21 protein-coding genes and 1 pseudogene are annotated in these 19900 nt (G+C 36.6%); 8 read left to right on the top strand and 14 right to left on the bottom strand.

Annotated elements, in window-relative coordinates; all coding sequences use genetic code 11:
* Positions 1-296 precede the first annotated feature (296 nt).
* Complete coding sequence (locus LEP1GSC203_RS16570; protein WP_002975321.1) at positions 297-671, top strand: hypothetical protein; 375 nt, start codon at positions 297-299, stop codon at positions 669-671.
* Positions 672-732: 61 nt separating this feature from the next.
* Here LEP1GSC203_RS16570 and LEP1GSC203_RS16565 read toward each other — a convergent pair whose 3' ends face one another.
* The 3 genes from LEP1GSC203_RS16565 to LEP1GSC203_RS16555 are packed head-to-tail and all read right to left on the bottom strand — an operon-like array spanning position 733 to position 2313.
* Entirely contained in the window at positions 733-1215 is a 483-nt protein-coding gene (locus LEP1GSC203_RS16565; RefSeq protein ID WP_002975227.1) for an SRPBCC family protein, read from the bottom strand.
* Positions 1216-1217: 2 nt separating this feature from the next.
* Positions 1218-1565, bottom strand: a complete 348-nt coding sequence (locus tag LEP1GSC203_RS16560; RefSeq protein ID WP_039938302.1) for an ArsR/SmtB family transcription factor — start codon at positions 1563-1565, stop codon at positions 1218-1220.
* A gap of 40 nt (positions 1566-1605) precedes the next feature.
* Positions 1606-2313 (bottom strand): glutathione S-transferase family protein, encoded by a 708-nt coding sequence (locus tag LEP1GSC203_RS16555; RefSeq protein ID WP_039938300.1) that lies wholly within the window; start codon positions 2311-2313, stop codon positions 1606-1608.
* 248 nt (positions 2314-2561) lie between these two features.
* Here LEP1GSC203_RS16555 and LEP1GSC203_RS16550 point away from each other — a divergent pair, with 248 nt between their 5' ends.
* Positions 2562-3524, top strand: coding sequence for a hypothetical protein (locus LEP1GSC203_RS16550; protein WP_002975444.1), 963 nt, complete (start codon positions 2562-2564; stop codon positions 3522-3524).
* Positions 3525-3634: 110 nt separating this feature from the next.
* Positions 3635-4600 (top strand): DUF1554 domain-containing protein, encoded by a 966-nt coding sequence (locus LEP1GSC203_RS16545; protein WP_002975508.1) that lies wholly within the window; start codon positions 3635-3637, stop codon positions 4598-4600.
* A gap of 28 nt (positions 4601-4628) precedes the next feature.
* Here LEP1GSC203_RS16545 and LEP1GSC203_RS16540 read toward each other — a convergent pair whose 3' ends face one another.
* From LEP1GSC203_RS16540 to LEP1GSC203_RS16520, 5 genes are all read right to left on the bottom strand, one after another.
* On the bottom strand, positions 4629-5732 hold the full coding sequence (locus tag LEP1GSC203_RS16540) for a helix-turn-helix transcriptional regulator (protein ID WP_039938298.1): 1104 nt from the start codon (positions 5730-5732) through the stop codon (positions 4629-4631).
* Between the two features lie 115 nt (positions 5733-5847).
* A complete protein-coding gene (locus LEP1GSC203_RS16535) occupies positions 5848-6786 on the bottom strand; it encodes a proline dehydrogenase family protein (RefSeq protein WP_002975411.1) in 939 nt (312 codons plus the stop codon).
* A 36-nt stretch (positions 6787-6822) separates the two neighbouring features.
* Positions 6823-7098, bottom strand: a complete 276-nt coding sequence (locus tag LEP1GSC203_RS16530; RefSeq protein WP_039938296.1) for a cysteine-rich CWC family protein — start codon at positions 7096-7098, stop codon at positions 6823-6825.
* 329 nt (positions 7099-7427) lie between these two features.
* Positions 7428-8204 (bottom strand): ethanolamine ammonia-lyase subunit EutC, encoded by a 777-nt coding sequence (eutC, locus tag LEP1GSC203_RS16525; protein ID WP_002975189.1) that lies wholly within the window; start codon positions 8202-8204, stop codon positions 7428-7430.
* A 5-nt stretch (positions 8205-8209) separates the two neighbouring features.
* Positions 8210-9595, bottom strand: coding sequence for an ethanolamine ammonia-lyase subunit EutB (locus LEP1GSC203_RS16520; RefSeq protein WP_002975435.1), 1386 nt, complete (start codon positions 9593-9595; stop codon positions 8210-8212).
* A 273-nt stretch (positions 9596-9868) separates the two neighbouring features.
* Between LEP1GSC203_RS16520 and LEP1GSC203_RS19810 the strand changes: the two genes are divergently transcribed.
* The 3 genes from LEP1GSC203_RS19810 to LEP1GSC203_RS16510 all read left to right on the top strand — a co-directional run bounded on the left by LEP1GSC203_RS19810 (position 9869) and on the right by LEP1GSC203_RS16510 (position 13041).
* Positions 9869-10024 carry a hypothetical protein gene (locus tag LEP1GSC203_RS19810; protein WP_156808610.1) on the top strand — a complete coding sequence of 52 codons (156 nt, stop codon included), beginning with the start codon at positions 9869-9871 and terminating at the stop codon, positions 10022-10024.
* Positions 10025-10424: 400 nt separating this feature from the next.
* Entirely contained in the window at positions 10425-12656 is a 2232-nt protein-coding gene (gene katG, locus LEP1GSC203_RS16515) for a catalase/peroxidase HPI (protein WP_002975339.1), read from the top strand.
* Between the two features lie 10 nt (positions 12657-12666).
* Positions 12667-13041, top strand: coding sequence for a high-potential iron-sulfur protein (locus LEP1GSC203_RS16510; RefSeq protein ID WP_002975524.1), 375 nt, complete (start codon positions 12667-12669; stop codon positions 13039-13041).
* 118 nt (positions 13042-13159) lie between these two features.
* Here LEP1GSC203_RS16510 and LEP1GSC203_RS19890 read toward each other — a convergent pair whose 3' ends face one another.
* Positions 13160-13666 carry a hypothetical protein gene (locus tag LEP1GSC203_RS19890; RefSeq protein WP_002975329.1) on the bottom strand — a complete coding sequence of 169 codons (507 nt, stop codon included), beginning with the start codon at positions 13664-13666 and terminating at the stop codon, positions 13160-13162.
* Between the two features lie 231 nt (positions 13667-13897).
* On the opposite strand from LEP1GSC203_RS19890, the gene LEP1GSC203_RS16500 reads away from it, so the two are divergent.
* Entirely contained in the window at positions 13898-15295 is a 1398-nt protein-coding gene (locus tag LEP1GSC203_RS16500; RefSeq protein WP_002975209.1) for an Lcl domain-containing protein, read from the top strand.
* Positions 15296-15332: 37 nt separating this feature from the next.
* Here the strand turns inward: LEP1GSC203_RS16500 and LEP1GSC203_RS16495 are convergent, their stop codons facing one another.
* The gene (locus LEP1GSC203_RS16495) at positions 15333-15905 is read right to left on the bottom strand and encodes a TetR/AcrR family transcriptional regulator (protein WP_002975473.1); all 573 of its coding nucleotides are present in this window, start codon (positions 15903-15905) and stop codon (positions 15333-15335) included.
* A gap of 190 nt (positions 15906-16095) precedes the next feature.
* Here LEP1GSC203_RS16495 and LEP1GSC203_RS16490 point away from each other — a divergent pair, with 190 nt between their 5' ends.
* Positions 16096-16629, top strand: coding sequence for a DUF4442 domain-containing protein (locus LEP1GSC203_RS16490; protein ID WP_002975309.1), 534 nt, complete (start codon positions 16096-16098; stop codon positions 16627-16629).
* Here the strand turns inward: LEP1GSC203_RS16490 and LEP1GSC203_RS16485 are convergent.
* The 4 genes and pseudogenes from LEP1GSC203_RS16485 to LEP1GSC203_RS16470 all read right to left on the bottom strand — a co-directional run bounded on the left by LEP1GSC203_RS16485 (position 16592) and on the right by LEP1GSC203_RS16470 (position 19679).
* Positions 16592-16897 carry a DUF1761 domain-containing protein gene (locus LEP1GSC203_RS16485; protein WP_002975392.1) on the bottom strand — a complete coding sequence of 102 codons (306 nt, stop codon included), beginning with the start codon at positions 16895-16897 and terminating at the stop codon, positions 16592-16594. The genes LEP1GSC203_RS16490 and LEP1GSC203_RS16485 overlap by 38 nt on opposite strands.
* Positions 16894-17316: pseudogene (locus LEP1GSC203_RS20030) on the bottom strand (DUF6157 family protein). Before LEP1GSC203_RS20030 ends, LEP1GSC203_RS16485 begins: the two are co-directional and overlap by 4 nt.
* Positions 17317-17331: 15 nt before the next feature.
* Positions 17332-18177 carry a helix-turn-helix domain-containing protein gene (locus LEP1GSC203_RS16475; protein ID WP_002975493.1) on the bottom strand — a complete coding sequence of 282 codons (846 nt, stop codon included), beginning with the start codon at positions 18175-18177 and terminating at the stop codon, positions 17332-17334.
* Positions 18178-18227: 50 nt separating this feature from the next.
* Positions 18228-19679, bottom strand: coding sequence for a lactonase family protein (locus LEP1GSC203_RS16470; protein ID WP_002975250.1), 1452 nt, complete (start codon positions 19677-19679; stop codon positions 18228-18230).
* Positions 19680-19900 lie beyond the last annotated feature (221 nt).

Raw genomic sequence — 19900 nt, 5'->3', positions numbered from 1 at the left:
GTGATCACTCATATTTTTAACAAAGAGTGTATTTTCGGAAGTTTTCTAATCAAACTCATTGTTTTCGGACATTTCGTACTAACCACAAAAAAAATAGCCCAAATCCATACAAAGATTTGAATCATCGACATCTATTGGGAATTTCTTAGTAAAGGACCGAGGGAATCGATGGAAATCTCTAGATTCTATTGAGTTTTAGAATCAGAGAATTTTTATTTATTTTCTAAAAGATTTCCCTGACCTCACTTATTTTGTCCGAACCCCCTGGTATAGTGGATTCTAGAGGTTACCACAAGATGGAATACATTGAATCCCTGCTCGAAGAATACTATGAACTTTCCCTAAAATTAATGGCTCTCGGTGGCCCAGGCCAAGATGGCAATCTATATGATGAAATTTTGTCTATTGAAGAAGAGATTTGTTGGGAATGTTCTTTACCGGCTTCTGCAAAAAATAGACAACTCTTTCAATTTTTCAATCCTAAAGAATCAATGAAAACGAATATCCAAAATTCACTCCAAACCTTAGGACGAGCCAGAACCCAATACCAATATAAACCAGAGAAATCTTTTTTCCAATACTTAGAAACTGATGAAGAATCCAGAGATATAAAAAACATAAGAGTACCTATTGTGAATGGAACATTTTATGAATTTCTTTATCCTGTATGATACTTCTATAAAACAATAAAATAGAATGACTGAATGGAGGCTCCGAAACAAAAAGTAGCCTTCAACTCAGTTCTTTTTCAAGCCGATCAAATCCGGCATTTGTTCCTTCCACCCTGCCACGAACTTCATTTTCGAGAGAAAACTCTTTTTTGCTAGGATCTTGCAATAGTACAATCTGTTCGGTAAACAACATCTTTGTTCGACCTGGAACTATCGACTCAAATTCAACTGTCACTAGAGACACAGAAATTCGAATGTCATTGACATACATTCCGAAAGCATAAACAATTCTTTCATTCGTAACTATATCATAATAACGTCCTTCAAAGACATGACGGCCACCGGCTGGGGTTAACACAAGATTAGATTCCGATCCACCCACACGAAAGTCTAACGAATATTCTACGGTTTTCCAATCATCATGACAGGCAAACCACCTTCGTTTGGATTCACTATTGGCCCAAGCAGCAAAAGATCTTTCTTTAGAAGCAGGAAGGATCCTTTCAATGGTAAATGTAGAGTGTTTTACTTGTCCTTGATTCATTTTTACTCTCCGTCGGAATTCTCATCCGAAGACTCTATTAAAAAATTTCCTAACCGATCAAAACTTTGATTCCATGCGGCTTTTCTTTCTTCCACCCAAGAATCAATACTAGAAAGTTTTGTAGGATCTAATCGATAAGTACGAACTCTACCTAACTTTTCTGAAATGACAATCCCACCTTCTTCCAAAACTTTCAAATGTTTTAAAACTGATGGTAGGGCCATTTCAAGTGGTTCTGCCAATTCTTTAACAGAAGCAGGACCAGAACTCAAACGTTCTACCATTCCCAAACGACTCCGATCTGCAAGGGCATGAAAGATCGTTTCCAATCCGAATATTTTAGATTTCATCATTCGCTATTATTTTTAGTATCATTTGGAGTTAGTCTCTTCAAGATCCAATTTTTCGGAATCGTTTTGAAATTTTATCACTCAACGGATACATATGAAAATATGGTTCTGCTTCGTCTATCGTGCGTTTAACGGAAGGTCTTTCCAATAACCGTTCAAAATAAGCTGTGGTCTTTGGGTGAGTGTTTCGAAAACTAACAATCGTATCTGCATAAAATAAAGCAGGAACCGCCGAACAGTCAGCCATTGTAAAGTGATCCCCTGTAATTAAACCTTGGGAACTCAACTGGTTCTCCACCATATCATAAGAAGTTTTCAATGTATTGTATGCCTCTTCTACTCCCAAGAGATCGTTTTGACCATTGGGTCGCAACCGATCGACTACAATTTTTTGGATGGGAACGCTGATATACAAATCAAAGAACCTGTCCCAAAGCCTAGTTTCGAATGCAAGTTCCTCGTCCATTGGGATTAATTTGATTGGGCCAGGATAATGTACATCCAGATACTCAATAATAATGGAAGTTTCGGGAATTGTCTTTTTTCGTTTTCGATCACGCAGAAGTGGAATCTTTCCTACAGGCCAGTAAGCGAAGAGTTCGGCAGCACTGGAATCTTCCTTTAAGAAATCCACGATTCGAGGTTCAAATTCTGTCCCATTTTCATATAAGGCGATTAGTACCTTATGGCAAAAGGAGGCCAGGGGATGGATGTAAAGTAGAAGGTCGGCTGAATAATAGTTATCCATATGGGAAACTATTGATTGGACCCAGTTTTTTGGCAAGAACAATAGTTATCTATTTGGGTAACTATTGTTGAAAATCAATTCGGTAGAAAAAGTAACTGAGTTTCGAAATCTAACGAGTTGCAAATGAAAGTTACCTGAAATAATAAATCTGACGAAAATTCCAAACATGACATTTGGGATAGTCCCTTTCCCCCAGTCATGACATCCAGGACATGGTAAAATAACTTTACTCATGTTACCTTAAGTGCATGAAAACACCCAATTTATTTTTGCGTTTTTTGAAACGGCTCCGTAATAGAACCATTCAGTTTGTTCGTTGGAACTTCCTAGTTCTACTCACTACGGGACTATCGATCTTCCTCATTCAATGTGAAAGTAAAAACCCTGAGGCAGAAACTCATTTGGTTCCCATCTTACTTGCTACTGATGCTAACACAGCTTCACAACAAGGAAATGGCCAAGGCGGTTCCTTGGGCACAGATGCTCCGATTGCTATAGAAGATCAGACAAATGGGATTCCCATTCTTAATGAAATTACTTACTTCACGAATCATGCAAATCCTGCAGATGATCCCTATGCAACGAAAGGCCTCTTACAATTCCAGAAAACTAGCGTTAGTTTTCAAAAACCAGTACCCGAAAATACGGAAGTCTCTCTTTACTTTGGGAAAAAAAATATGGAACTCCAAGCTGACGGAACTGTAATCAACTCATTAACTTCCATTAAACGAACTGCTGCTAACTTTAGTGGTTATTCATATTTGGCCGATGCTGATAAAAAATACAAAGTATTCGTTGTTGCAAAAAATCAATTTGGATTGTCTACAAAACAATTAACCATAGGACACCCAAGAAATTGTGCGGATGCAATGAAAATTCCTGCAACATGGGGTAACTGTGATGACCATTGTATTACGGCCACAAAGGTAGGAGAGACTGTAGAACTTACAGCAAACTACAACCTTCCAAGCCAGGGCACTTCTCTACACTTAGATTTGGTCGGAGTAAGCCCAAGAAGTTTTCCGGAAACTATTGCCCCCGCAGTCGACTTAGATATACCCATCCCCAATGCTGGCCTTCATTCAACTAAAACAAGCTTCAACATTCATGATAAAGAATTTTTGTGCACGAAGGTTGTATCTTTCCTCATTATCGACCAACCATTAAGATCTGCCATCTTACAAGGATATCTAAATATCCCAAATGATTGATATGGTTCTTAAAAATATCCGATCTGATTATTTGATACAAACACTAATTTTCAGATCAGGGATTTTTCAAACAAAGAAATATCATATTTTGTAACATAATGAAAATACAAATGCACTCGCTTATATTTAAGAAGAAAAATATTTTTATTTTTCCTTTCATTCATTCTTTTTTTATTCTTATTTTTTCTTTGGGAATTCTAACTCACTGTGATTCCTCCTCTCTGGAAAACATATGTGATTCAGATTCAACATCCTTTTCAAAAACAATTGCAGCAAAATCAATATTAGGTGATACAAGCCCACATTGTTTCCTGATGAGTGTCTCAAGTTTTACTGTTGGTGGAAAAATCTCTGGGCTTACGGGTGCTGGATTGACATTGATTTTAAATCATAAAGAAACGCTAGTGATTGCCTCTGGTAGCACAGAGTTTACTTTTCCAAATCAAATTCCGATTGGCTCTAACTACGAAGTTAATTTTGCGAAGCAAGCAGACGGTAACTTCTGTGAGCTGGTAAATTCCACAGGAAAGGTTACCAACAAAAACATACAGGATATTGAAATCAATTGTCAATCTTCTTGTATAAACTGTATTATATTTATTACTCAGAATACATACCCTGCCAATATTGGCAAAGCTTCTCACTTTGATGCAAGCTGTCAGTCAGATCCAAACTACCCAGGCTCTGGTAATTTCAAAGCAATGGTCGTCGACGGAATATCACGAAGAGCAAGTATCACATCAAATTTGGGCGATGGTCAGATCGATTGGGTTTTCAAAGCAAACCAGGCTTACATACGACCAAACGGAATCAATATAGAAACATCGAATGCCAATGGATTATTTACCTCTACAATTTCTACACCAATTACAACAACTACCTCTGACCATTGGACGGGACTCAATGCAGAATGGACAACAAATTTAGATGGAGCTTGTTTGAAGTGGACTACCAATACCGCTTGGGAATTGGGAATCGCAGGAGATGCCTATACTCAAGATATTTTAACACTCACTGCCGGGAAAGGACTTCAGCAGTGTTCTGTCAATCGCGAGTTAGTTTGTGTTGAGCAGTAAAAGAAATTAAAATATTAAGCACTAATATTTATTTATCAGATTTTCCTTCCAATAACTTTTGTTTAGATAAAAATACTGTCAATCTTTGTAGTTGGTCTTTCGATGTGGAATTGGATTCAGGTAATACTTTGGAATATATACTTTTCAAATGGTTCCTTAAAGTTCCATCCGATACATTAAGAATCAGACGAATGAACGAACGACTATGCCCTTCAGCTACCAACTCACAGATTCTGAGTTCTTGTTTTGATAAAGAGAATGTTTCAAGTGACAATGAAAAAGAAAGGTTTGGCTTATTTTCTTTCAAAGACGTTTTCAACAAATAGGCAAAAAACAAAAGACTGGTTACTGTTGTAATCACAGAAGTGGCAAATTCTTTGAAAGGAAAAGTAGGAAGAATTCCTAAAACTATAATCCCAATAAGTAATCCGACTGCTAAAGAAATCAAAATAGAAGCAATGAGACTGTATATACTTGGCCTTGCTGTATTATAGCGATTCAAATAGATGGAAAGTAACACAGAAAGTGTGGCATCCACTACGGGATGTAATGGAGGAAAGTTAAATCCATACATCGGTAAAAAATTGGAAAAAAGCCCAAACCACCAAACACATAACGAAATGATAAACTTCTTACGATTCAAAAATGTAATCCATTCTAATGGGAAAAGAACAAAATACAAAGACACAGAAATAGCAAAAAAGTGGACAGAACCACCAAGAAACCCACCGAAAACAGTAAGTAAAGGTGCCATTCCAAAAGAAAGTGGGGAAAATCCATAAACAAAGGTTTTTGGAATGGAAGAACAAAGTAAATCTATCGCCAGAGCATAAATAGCAATGCCAATTGTAGCCTGATTCAACAATTTCCTGCCTGTACAAAATGAACACAAAGCAACAAGGACAGGAGCTAAAAGAAAAAATGAATGGCATTGGAAAATCCAAATAGCTATGCCAGTAGTTTCATTCGGTGCAAGGCAAAGGGCAGCAGTAGCCGCATTTTGAATCCCAATAGCGAAATAAAACACACTGAGTAGCCGATGAAAACGGTGGTCCCGCGTTATATTTTCTATAAAACAGCTAACGTTTGCCAAAGAAGCAAAGAGAGGCACCAAAAAGAATATATTCGTCAAAAGTAATTCATCCTACTATACAAATAGAACAACTACCTAAGTTTAATTTCCAATCAAATTTAAAAATTCAATATAAGATTTATCGAAAATACTACGATTGTTTGGCTTAATTTTATTAAGCCACAATATCATCTAAAGCTCTAAATATATTTAATGGGTGTTCGGCTATTCGATTACAAAGATAGAGATACCATTCTTTTCCATAAACAAAATAAAGTTTTGTAGGGTGACCCTCCTCCCGAAGGGCGGCCAACTGCTCTGTTTGAATACCATATAAACTTTCAAATTCATACGAATTTGGATTTGGTTTGTATTTTTCAATTAGAGCTTTTGCTTCCTGTTGTATTTTATGATGGTGTGTGGCAATGGAACATTTATGGTTTTGCGAAATCAATTGTTCTACGTAATCTAAATAGACAGAATCCAATAATTCGCCCCGCGAGATAGAATGTCCGACGGGAGTTTCAAAGGCACCTTTTACGATACGAATTCTTCCTTTCTCTCGGATGAGTTCTTGAAAGTCTTCTTTTGTCCTATACAAGTATGCCTGTAGAGTGATGGCAATATTATCGAAAACCTTATGGGATTGTTTATAAACATCAAGGATCGCATCCGTTTTTTCGATATCCTCTGCACTAACTATCACTTCTATTTCTGCATTTTTTGCATCTATACAAATTTTTTCTAAATTTTCCCGACAGAATTCTTTTGAAAGGTTTAGCCCTATATGAGAAAGGTCCAATGAAATTGTAGAATGTAGTTTCTGTAGTTTAATTTCTTTAACAATACGAAGAAACTCATCAGTAACTTCGGTTACTTCCTGAATGGTTTTTGTACTTTCACCCATAAACTCAATAGAGCACTTATTCCCTATTTGGTTTTCTGAAATAACCATTGGAATAGTTTCTTCTAAAGTTTCACCACCGCTATATCGATCGGCTGCTTTCTTCAATGTTTTAAAAAGTATTTCGTTTTTTAAAATATATTCTTTTGCATCAATATTCAATGCCGCTTTTCTTAAGGCTTTCGACCCTAATTCCAATAGTTCATCCATCTGATTCTATTTTTATTACCTATTTATTTTTACGATTCAAAAACTCCATGTGAGAGTCTTATAAGATTTTGCAATTCTGTATTCAAAGGCTAACTTTTCCATACATTGATAACAAAGACAATCAGCAAATTGTAGGGCTAAATACTCACGTTCTTCTAAAGAAAGTGTAACTTTTGTACATTGGCAAAGACTTATGGACCCAACTTTACATTCAAATATTCGAGAACAATTGGGACAAATTTTCTCTTCATGTTTCGGTAAATCTTGAATAACGTCGGAATTGTTTAGGTTGGGTGTTTGGGATTTTTCCAAGGTGTATCTCCTTAAAATCCGAAATCACAAAATCTCTGTTTGGTGGAGGTTTTGGTCATTCCGGTGTAATTTGTCCGGGACCCTTTCGAAAAATCTAGGAACGAATGATCGTTTACGGGCGATTCATTTGTGGGAAGATCCGACTTTTCCATTAAAAATAACGGAATTCACGGTTGCACCGTCAGCTGAGGAATTTCACCCCATTCCTCCCGGAATGTATTCTATGCAAATGATATAGACAGATTCTGTCAATCTTCTGTTTTCTATGGATTTATATTTTTAAATCTAAACTAATTCGCAATCATAGTATGATGAGGCTTTTCCTATCCTTAAGCGCTTAGGTTCGGATTTTCTTTCGATTTTAATAAAAATTCTGGAGGCATCTCATCTTTTAATTCTACTCCGGATAGTTTTCTACGAATGGATTCTTCTATTAAATACATAGTTTTTGCTACAGCAGCTTCAAATCCAAATCCACCTGGACGGACATTAGAAATACAATTGCGACATTCATCTGTTTTCCCAACTTGCGGACTGTAGGTGATATAAACACCCAAACTATCTGCCGATGACAATCCTGGCCTCTCCCCAATGATTACAATCGAAATTTTAGAATTCAAAACCTCACCTATTTCATCACCTATGGCAACCCTTCCCCATTTCGAAAGAACCAAAGGCCCAAGGCGTAAACCTGTTTTACTTATAGCATCTATCAGAATTTTTAAAAAAGGAATTAAATTTTCGTCAATTGCTTTTGCTGATAGCCCATCAACTCCGATAAGAACCAAATCACATTCACCAGCAAATGTCTGTAAGTTGGCAATTGACTCGAGAGACAACCTTCTTCCCAAATCAGGTCGGAGCAAATACTCTTCTTTTGAATGAACCTTACTCTCCATAAACAAAGTTGGAAGTTTTTTCGGTTTACCCAAAACTCCCAACTGCTCCAATAATTTGGAAAAATTGGGACTCAGTAAAACTGCATCTCTGGCTCTTGCATGATCTAAACGGAATTTTAACACTTCTTTTGTGGAGATTGAACCACCAAACCGATGCAGACCAATTCTTGCCGTACTAAACTGTTTCCATTCCTCTGAAAAAGTCATAAGATTTAATTTTCCAACAACTCTTCGAGTAAGCGAAGCTCTTTGTTTTCTTTTGGCAAAAAGCCATTTTTGTTTGAAAAAATACCTTTTTCGAGTAACCATCTTTCAAACTCAGGAGCAGGTTTTAATCCTAACACTTGCCTAAGATACAAAGCGTCATGAAAGGAAGTACTTTGATATGACAACATGACATCATCTGCGCCAGGGACTCCCATAATATAGGTGCATCCCGCGACACCTAACAATGTCAATAGCGTATCCATATCGTCTTGGTCTGCTTCTGCATGATTCGTATAACAAACATCCACTCCCATGGGAAGACCAAGTAACTTTCCACAAAAATGATCTTCAAGACCTGCTCGAATGATTTGTTTTCCATTGTACAAATATTCAGGACCAATAAATCCAACAACAGTATTCACAAGAAGTGGTGAAAACTCTCTAGCCACTGCATAAGCTCTCACTTCTAATGTTTGTTGGTCGATTCCATGGTGTGCACCTGCCGACAAAGCACTGCCTTGCCCGGTTTCAAAATACATCACGTTATCACCCACTGTTCCTCGGCCTAAAGAAAGTGCCATTTGCCTTGCCTCTTTCAAAATAGAAAGATTCACACCAAAACTTTTATTTAAATCTTCTGTCCCTCCTATGGATTGAAATACCAAATCCAATGGGGCGCCTCGTTTCATCACTTCCATTGAAGTGGTCACATGAGTTAAGATACATGACTGTGTGGGGATGGAATATTTTTGGATGAGATTGTCTAACATCTCGAGTAGCGCAATGCAAGTTGGAATGTTATCGGTTGCAGGATTGATTCCAATCACAGCATCACCACTCCCTAAAAGAAGTCCATCGAGTAAACTAGCAGCGATCCCTTTTGGATCATCGGTAGGATGATTTGGCTGTAATCTTACAGATAGTCGACCCGGCAACCCTAAGGTATTTCTAAATTTAGTGATTACTTTTATTTTATTTCCAACTAATATCAAATCCTGATTGGACATTAATTTGGATACGGCAGCAACCATCTCTGGTGTAAGTCCCCATTGGATCGAAGTGATGACTTCTGCATCTGTTGTTTCAGCTAACAGAAAATCACGAAAACCACCTACTGTTAGATGCGAAACTAAGGCAAAAGCTTCCTTATTATGCGAATCTAAAATGAGTTTTGTCACCTCATCTTTGTTTGCTGGAATTAATTCTATATTTAAAAACTCAGAAAGATATACATCAGAAAGAACCATTTGGGCTGCCACTCGTTCTTCCTGACTTGTTGCGGAAAGACCTGCTAATACATCCCCAGATCTATGGGGACTGGCCTTTGCTAAAAGATCTTTTAATTCAGGGAAATTGTAGGTTTTTGCGCCAAGAGTAATTCTATATCCCATTCGCCAAAGATACCCCCATAAGAAAATTCAGGACAGAATTTTTCTTATGGGTAAAAAAAGAAATTAACGAATCAATTTGCTAAATAAAATCATTCACCACATTTCTTTTTCTTTTGATCTCGGCAGGCTTCCAAAAGCATGAATCGCGAAAATTCACAAATTGAATTTCGCGATGTAATGTTAACCGTTGATGAGGTGGATGGATTATTATAGTAAGTTCGAGTCTCTGTTTGGTTACAATTTGGATAGGCAACATAAACAGATAATTCGCAAATGGCAGCTTCTTCTTTTGCTTTGGAACAATCCTTACCTAAAGAAGAGTCGCAGCTGAAACAGAATGCAGTGAATGAAATTAAACAAATGATTCTAATTTTTGAAAAAAATCCTAAAGGCAAAGACGTAGTAAATTTAATGAAAAACAAATATTAACCTTCCTGAATATTAAATATATTCCATATTGTCTCAGTTTTATTGCAAAGTTTTTTTAAACTTCCAACAAAACGTTTGTTTTGCTATAAAATATAAATCAGGTATAAGCTGAAACTAAAAAAATTAATTGGTTATATATACTACAATTCCAACAGCAATTCATCCGATGACCTTTCCTGAGCAAAGTTTACTGTTGGCATACCAAAACCCCTGGGTAAAAAGGAACTTTTCCCCCACTTCCTTAAAAGAATCCGATTCAGAATATTTTTTCGTTCTCATTGACAAATTCCTTATTTTCCCTCCCCAACAGTTTAAATTTAGACTAAATCTAAAAAATGACTTGATTTAATTACCTGGATTTATTCTAAATTTAAACTAAATCTAGAAAGTGAAGGTCAATATGAGAACAACAAACATTTCTGCCATTGCCGTTTTGGTGCTTGCTCTAAGCCCTCTGGGAGCGGCGGACACCAAAGAATCTGCCAGTTCAATGGAGCGCCAAAACATTTCGAATCAGTTTTGGTGGCCCGAAAGGCTTGATTTGGCACCACTCCGCCAACACGCAGCGGAATCCAACCCCATGGGAAGACAATACAACTATTCCAAAGAATTCAAAGACTTGGACATCCAAACACTCAAAGAAGAAATCAAAACTCTAATGAAAACCTCCCAAGAATGGTGGCCTTCCGATTATGGTCACTACGGGCCTTTTTTCATCCGGATGGCTTGGCATAGTGCCGGGACTTACCGCATAAGTGACGGACGTGGTGGAGCGGGAGGGGGACAACAAAGATTTGAGCCTCTCAATAGTTGGCCAGACAATGCCAACCTGGACAAAGCACGCCGCCTTCTCTGGCCGATCAAAAAGAAATATGGAAAAAAAATCTCTTGGGCAGACCTTATGGTCCTCACTGGAAACGTGGCTCTCGAATCTATGGGATTTAAAACCTATGGTTTTGCTGGAGGAAGGACAGATGATTGGGAAGCAGACCTAGTCTATTGGGGTCCAGAAAAAAAATGGTTAGCTGACGAAAGGTATGAAGGAGATAGAAAACTAAAGAATCCTCTTGGTGCCGTACAAATGGGACTAATTTACGTAAATCCAGAAGGACCTAACGGAAACCCAGACCCACTAGCAGCCGCTAAAGATATTCGAGAAACATTCGGTCGAATGGCTATGAATGATGAAGAAACAGTGGCTCTCATTGCTGGTGGACATACATTCGGTAAAGCACATGGAAAAGCAGATCCATCCAAACATGTTGGCAAAGAACCAGCTGCAGCAGGTATCGAAGAACAAGGGTTTGGTTGGAAAAATAATTACAAAAAAGGAAATGCGGAAGATACCATTACAAGTGGACTCGAAGGTGCATGGACTGCCAATCCTACAAAATGGACTACTCAGTATCTAAACAATCTATTTAGCTTTGAATGGGTGCAAACAAAAAGCCCTGCAGGTGCCATCCAGTGGATTCCAAAAGATGGGGCCGGTGCCAATATGGTTCCCGATGCCCATGACAAAACACTGAGACATGCACCGATCATGTTTACGACTGACTTAGCTTTAAAATTTGACCCAAGTTATAAAGTCATTGCCAAAAAATTCCAAGAGAACCCAAAAGAATTCGAACTCGCTTTTGCTAAGGCTTGGTTTAAACTCACTCACAGGGATATGGGTCCACTTTCCCGTTATATCTCAAATGATCTTCCTAAAGAACCGCTCATTTGGCAAGACCCACTTACCAAAGTAGATCATAAGTTAGTTGGTCCAAAAGAGATTGATAGTTTAAAAAGCAAAATCCTAAAATCAGGTCTTTCAATACCTGAACTCGTAAAAACTGCTTGGGCGTCTGCTGCAACATTCCGAAGCACAGATATGAGAGGCGGAGCGAATGGTGCAAGAATTCGTTTGGCACCTCAAAAAAATTGGCCCGTAAATGATCCAGATGAGTTATCAAAAACACTAAAAAAATTGGAAGAAATTCAATCCGATTTTAATGAATCTGGAAACAAAATCTCTCTTGCCGACTTAATCGTATTAGGTGGTAACGCTGCGATTGAAGAAGCTGCTAAAAAAGCGGGAGTTGAAGTAAAAGTACCGTTTACTCCAGGAAGAGCCGATGCCACTGCAGAACAAACCGATGTTTATTCCTTTTCCGTTTTAGAACCAAAAGCTGATGCATTTCGCAACTACTATGGTCCTGGAAACTCACTTTCGCCTACAGAGATGTTAGTTGATAGATCCAACATGTTGTCATTAACCATTCCGGAAATGACAGTGCTTTTAGGTGGATTACGATCTCTTGATGCGAATTCTGGAAAATTGAAACACGGGATTTTAACGAATCGTCCAGGAGTGCTTACAAACGAATTTTTTGTCAATTTACTCGATATGTCGACTAAATGGCAAAAGTCTACCCAAACAGAAGGTCTTTATGAAGGTGTAGACCGCAAAACAGGCGCTAAAAAATGGACGGCAACTTCTGTTGACCTTATCTTTGGTTCTCATTCGGAACTCCGTGCTGTTGCGGAAGTTTATGCGGCCGATGATGGTAAAGACAAGTTCGTTAAAGACTTTGTTACCGCTTGGAACAAAGTAATGATGTTAGATCGATTTGATGTAAAAAAATAAAGAAGTAAAGATGTCCAAATCTTCGCGTAAAACTTTTTTAACCAAGTCATTGTATTTGGTAACCTCTCTTATTTTTATTGAGAGAGGTTTGGGTTTTTCCTCGGAAGTTACGGCAGAAAACAAACCCTCTGGAACCATTCCAGAGGGACTTAGTCCCGTCTCCGAGTCAGATCCGACTGCCAAGGCATTAGGTTTCCACCAGGACGCAAAACATACAGACTTTACTCTAAATCCAGAAAGAAAAGAACCCTCTGCCAAAAATCAATTTTGTAAACATTGTGCACAGTATACAAAATTGAACGATGCCTGGGGAAAGTGTAATATCATCAGTGCAGGAGTTGTCTCTTCTCTTGGATGGTGTTCCGCTTGGTCACAGAAAATGTAATAGGTAGATAACGTGTATCTACCTTCTTTTTAATGTATAAATACCAAAAACCTCTGTGAATCAATATTGGCAGAGGTTTTTATTGTGAATCAAATTTCCAAAAAAAATCTTTGAGTCTTTATTTCCAAACACATTGAGTTAAATCAACTTTCTCAAAAATCCAAGGTTTATGGGCATGTTTTGCATTTTTATCTTCTATTAGATCAAAGGATTTTGCTTCAGAAGAGATACTTTCAAATTGTAAAGTAAAAGGAGTATTCTTCATTTGGATTCGTTTAGGACAAATCCCCGCACCTTCAGATTTCAAAAAGGAATAGGAAGTTCCCAAATCATCTCGAAACACCATCCCTTCCTTTAATACACAAACTTTTTTGGATTCTTTCGTATATAATTCTAATTTTGTTTCAGATTCAGAAACACAGACTTTACTTAGCACAACAACACCCAAAAACTCGGAATGTAAGTCACAACACTGAGGTACTGGGCTCCAAGCTCTTTTGATAGAACTATTTTTTTCAGTCGTTATAAGCGAAGGTTCCTTGACCGTCTCCGTCGCACAGGAATAAAACATCACCAATGTACATAATAAAATTAGAATATTCTTTTTTAAATAATTAATAACCATTACCATTTTCCCAAAATTTAATGTAAATCGATTTAGATTTGATTCACTGTATGTATGAATTTTGTTTTCTTCCAGCAATTTTTTAAAAGAATTATTGTCAAAAAATTTCAGTTTTCTTCATTTTAAGGCAAATTTAAAGTTTCTCAATTCATCATAGCAATAGATTTTTGCTTAAACCAATCAACAGAAATTCGCGGTTTGACTTCGGAATTTTGGAGGAAGGAAATAGGTATGAAACATAGATTCGGCCTCTCTTACAGAAACCGATCATTCTTTTGTATATTATTTCTAATCTTTTTTGTGAATTGCAAAAATCCAGATTTAGAAAACCTTTGCGATCCAAACGAAAATGCCTATTTTGAAACCATTTTATTCAAAGTCCTTTCTGGAAATACATCAAATCATTGTGGACTATATTTAAACCAGGTATTTGCACCTATCTTTTCTCCAACTCCAGGACATTACACAGTTCCGCGCTTCGTATCGATTACGACCCTTACTCCGGGAGCTACCATTTACGTCACTACAGATGGTTCACTTCCAACAAACCAATCTACCCCGTATCTATCGCCAACATCAATTTGGCTACTTGCGGGCAAAAGCATTCGGGCCATTGCAATCAAACCAGGAATGGATGACAGTCCAATTGCAGAAGGTATCTATTCAATCATTCCAGTAAAAACTGGTCAAACCATATCGTACGCCGCAAGTGATGATGCTTCCATTGGCTCCGGGCTTCCGATTAATTATTCTGCACCAAAATCGGACACAGTGTACCCAAATGATTTTACAACATTGGACAATACTACAGGAATATTGTGGAAAACCTGTTCACAAGGATTAGAAGGTGCAACCTGTACCATTAACAGTCCCAGCGTAACTACAGCAGGTATAGCGACTTTAACAACCTCTTGCAATGCACTTAATTCAGCAAATTCAGGAAACGGCTATGCTGGATACAAAACATGGCGATTGCCAACAATGAAAGAGTTGTTAAGTACTAACGATGCGAGTAAAAATTCACTAACGATCTTAGATCCAATCGCACTCCCAGCAACAGTAAACTTTGCTTATTGGGCCTCAACACCCTATCCTCCCAATGCATCTGATGCGTGGTATTTGGACTATAGTAATTCAAATTCGTATGCAACCACTAACTCCAATGGTTACCATGGTCGTTGTGTTGCCTCAATGCCACCGATAGAAAATCCATCCTTTTCTGATTTTGGAGATGGGACAGTGAGAGACAACGCCACTGGACTCATTTGGCAAAAATGTTCCTTTGGTCAAAATAATGATTCCACTTGTTCGTCAGCAGCGACTCCAACCAACTGGGCTACAGCACTTACTTATTGCAGTAGTTTAACATTAGGTTCTAAGTCATGGAGACTACCCAACCGCAATGAACTTGTTAGTTTGTATGATTTCACAAAAGCGGCAGGACCGACCATCAACCAAATAGTGTTTCCGAATACAGTATCTACAGCAAATGGATATTACTGGACATCAACAACAAATGCACCCGGAACCACAAGTGCATGGTATGTCAATTTTACGACAACATTCAATAGTATCTATGATGTTTATCCAAAAGCAAACACACTCAATGTTCGGTGTGTTTCTGAATAAAAATCAAAAATAGTATTTAAAACTTCATTTGATCCACCTACTTTGACTTTAGATTTTCTAATACAATTTTATTTAGTTTTTTGATTCGATTCGTAAAATAACTTTGATTCTGCAAGGAACAAGAAAAAAGATAACTACCATAAATAGATATAGTAACGTTTTCTGCGATATTCCATGCCTTACTATTAGAATAACCTTCTTTCGAAATTACTTTAGCTAATTTCGAAGTCATATCTTCATAAAATAAATTAATTTGCTCTATATAGTTATCCTTCTGATTACAGAGAACAAGTGAACTCATAAAATGAATATATGTCAAAAAAAGCTTATCATTGAAAAAACCATTTAAAAACTCTTCAATCCCTCTTTTCCCTTTCATTTTATCTTCAGTCAATATATACATTTTTTCAGAAAGATAATCTTCTGCATTCATAACAACATACTCAACCATGTCGGGCTTTCCATAAGGAAAAAAATAATAGATACTTCCTTTCCCTAATCCGGTTTTCTTTATTACCATAGCGATTGACACACCATCGATCCCATAATTACAGAATAACTCCAACAATGGAAGAACCAAATCACTTTTTTCCGTAACAGACTTTGCCATGTTTACTAAATAGTAAACAATTTACTATTTAGTAAACACAATTCCAATTTAACTAAAATTTTTCATTGCGTCTACCTTCACTTGTCTCAAAAACTTATCTAGATGTTTGGCTAAAACTATTTGTGACAAAATATTTACGTTAGATATATTTTAGAAAGTTTACCAGGGATCTGTACTTTTAAAAAAACAAATGAAGAAAAATTTAATCGAATCATTTCAACCAGATCCCAAATGGAAATGGTTTGAATTTTTGTTGGGATTTAAAAAAAGCATCAACCTTTATTGTCCGTTCATTGGATCTGGAATCAAAGTCATAAAACATGAAAAAGAAAAACACCAAATCACTGTTTTACTAAAATTAAATTTTTTCAATAAAGGTTACATGGGGACTCATTTCGGTGGCTCCCTATATTCCATGTGTGATCCATTTTATGTTTATTTATTAATAAAAAGGTTGGGAAACCAATATATGGTTTGGGATAAACGTGCAGAAATTGATTATATCAAACAAAACAGCCAATCAGTGACAGCTAAATTCGAAGTAACAGACATTGATATCGAGAAAATCAAAGCCCTTCTAACAGTCCAAAAAAAAATCAATTATACTTTTATGATAAACGTAACAGACATACAAGGTAACACAATTGCCACAGTTAAAAAAATTATATACATAAGAAAATTGGCAACTAATGAAAAATCAAAAATTGCGAATAGGCTAAATTAATCCCAAAAGAAAATGCATCTATTAGCGTCGAGAGACTTACTATTTTAATTAAACTAGCAGTTGCAATTGTAGTGATCAAACAAGAAATCGAAGGTACAATATAATAAATTGCAGTTTCTTTCCAATTTTCCGGCCTTTTAAAGCCCATCGCTTCTTCCCATTTTTTTCCAAAAGCGAATTGCCTGTGCCAAATTCCACTGAATGCTGAATAGGCTATCGTCGCTCCTAGTATTGACATCCAATCTAATTCTGTAAATGGTATAATCATATTCTATATTTACTTGATTTCATATCTTTAACTTTAGCAAATGTTTGGTCATTCACAATTCTTTTGTATTCTTCGGTTCCATACCCATAAATTGCTATTTCACCATCTTTATTACTGTGTACACCCAAACCATAGCGTTTTGTAAGTGGAGAAACTCTGAAACAAGGTTGTCCTTTTGAGAAAAATTATTTTCTTGCTTCCAAATATTCGCTTTTCATTAAGTCTTCGCGATCGGCAAATACTTGAAAGAATACATCATCATAAGTATATTTATAAGGGTTTTTGCTTATCATATCAAATTGCATATTAGCTACGGATTTAGCATCTCTTTTCACAGGTGGAATTTCTCCCTTTTCCGCTGGACAATCGTCAGCAATTTCAATAAATGTGTTTGAATAATTTGTGCAATGGACTTTCATCATTTATATTAAAATCTAGCGTTTGGTTATTTTGAATTCATCGATAGAAGTTTTTGTGTAAAGTTTGAAAAATGTTCGAAAAGCAGAAATATCTTCAAAACCAGTGTAAAGGGCAATCTCCATTGGGTTCATATCCGAATGTACGAGTAACCTTTTGATTTGCAATATAGTTCTGTCAAAAAGTATACTTTCTAAATTCTTTCCAAAGTATTTCATACAAAAAGTTTCTACTTGATCTTTGGTGAGCTTTAATTTTCGCGAATAGAATCCGATAGTTTTTTCCTTTTGATAATTTTTATCGATGAGATAAATAATTTGAGAGCTAAATGAACTAAATTGATAAACATTTGAATAATTTTCATTATATTCAATTAGAATTTGATAAAGTAACAGCTGAACCAAAAGATAAAGCATTTTCTTATCAACAACCGCCTCTCGTTCTCTCAATATCCGTTCAAAATCAAACTTTATCTGAAAAGCATTTTCTATTCTAATTTTCGCTATCCTATTAATGTTTTGAAAAAAACGAAAATTTTCCAAAAGTGATATTGTCGTACCTTGCTTCAGTAAATCTTCTGGATAAATTTTAAGAACATATCCTTTGACCGGTGATTCAAATTTCCAAGAATGAACTTGTTTTGGGTTTAGGAAAAATAACGAATTCGGTTCAATAGAATGCGCTTGAAAATCTATCCAATGAGTCCCCGTTCCCTCTAGAAAATAGAAAATAGCAAAGTAAGATTGATTTTGATTGCTATAAAAATTTTTATAACTTGTTGGAAATTCCTCTAATCGGGAAAGGTAAAATTTCCATTCCATATCTTTTTCATTTCTATGGAACCGATTGATTGATCTTCTCATATTAATTTTTGTATGTAAAATGTATTGATGGTAAAATTAAAATTATCTAACTATGGATTGGTTCCTGCTGTCACGATGACGGCTGGACTAGTACTTGTTCCGACTGTTCCGTTTGAAGTTAAGCTACCGTTTGTTTGGTTGATAATAAATATCCCTACAGTAGAATCCGCTATATTCGTATTATACAAAAACTTTCCAGACGGATCAACAGTAATCCCCAATGGCTCAGTCGCGGTCGCTACAGAATTAGGAGAGAGAGGTATCAACTCACCACTCAAGGGCATATTTCCGTACATAGAAATTGTATTAGTATCCCTATTTGTAATATACAAAAATCTTCCTAAAGGGTCGGAAGCTATAGAACCTGAAACGACTCCAGTGGATGGGGTTAGCGGAAAAACTGGGCTCATGAAACCAGTGTTAGTATCAACTTGATACGTAGTAATATTACTATTAGTATCATATATCACATATAATGTTTTACCATTCGCATGAAATGCCAATTTTTTTGGCCGGATATCAGAAGGGATAACCTGTGTGAGATTAGGACTAAGAATCCCTGTAGTCGAATCGATCCGATAGGACTCTATCATATTCCCACTATAAAAAGTATCATACAGAAAATTTCCCAAGGGATTCACTATGGCAGATCCACTAGCATGTATTTTTGGAATTGTATTTTCCAATGTTAAATTTCCAGTTAGAGGATTTACAGAAAAAGTTGCGAAATTATCAGCATTACTTACATAAAATAGATTCTTTGAAGGATGGTAAACGACTGAGACTGGCGTGTTACCTCCACTCGGTACTGTTCCTATAATAGTTAGGTTCCCATTTATCGGATTGATAGAAAAATGGCTAAGATTGTTAGTGTTACGATTAGCAACTGTTAGGTATTTTTGATCGGAACTAATCGCCATTGATTCTGGACCACCGCCAGCAGCAACAAAACCGCCTGCATTTAAGGCACCAGTTGTAGCGTTAATCGTATAAGAGTTAATGAGTCCCGAACCAACGTTTGCTACGAAAGCAAATTTCGGAATAAACAAAGACTTAATCACCAAAGGAAATGTTGTTTGTTTCGTTCGATTGCTTGCGGTGATCATAAATTTGGTTGAGTTTAATCCTGTTAGAGGAGTTCCTGAGATCGAACAATTTGACTCATCTAGAACCAGACCAAAAGGCATGCTAGGAGAAGACTCACAGCGATCAATAGGTTCAGATACAAACGGCTTCAAGGTAACGATAGGTTCACCTTGCTTGATCACAAGAAAATCGGTCCCGTAATCCAATCGTAAAGGATTCAAGCCTGAGAATATCGGACACAAATAAGAACCGTCTGTAGAACCAAACTCCAATAATGCGGATAACACAAAACTTTCGCTTTCGGGATCACAAGTTCCGTTTAATTTTGCTGGGGCACATTGCAGATTTATGAGAACCAAAGAAAGACTAAATAATATATTTACAATATTGAATTGATTCTTTACGAAGAATAACATAGTATGTATTCTAATTCAAATGATGGGATCTGTCGTCCTGGGACTGGAATCCGGAGTAAGAATGGAATCTCCACTTTTTAGAACAATGATTCATTATAAATTCAGCCTAAGGATTTCCCGTAGTACAATAAACCACATACAAATCTTCATTGTAGCTTTTCTACTCGTAACTTGCCAAAATAATACGACGGACAATCATTTACCGAAAGCAAATGGTGGGA

It is taken from the genome of Leptospira terpstrae serovar Hualin str. LT 11-33 = ATCC 700639 (assembly GCF_000332495.1).
In the GTDB taxonomy this organism is placed as follows: domain Bacteria; phylum Spirochaetota; class Leptospiria; order Leptospirales; family Leptospiraceae; genus Leptospira_A; species Leptospira_A terpstrae.
The sequence above is the reverse complement of the archived record's forward strand: the minus strand, read 5'-3'. Positions and strand labels throughout refer to the sequence as shown.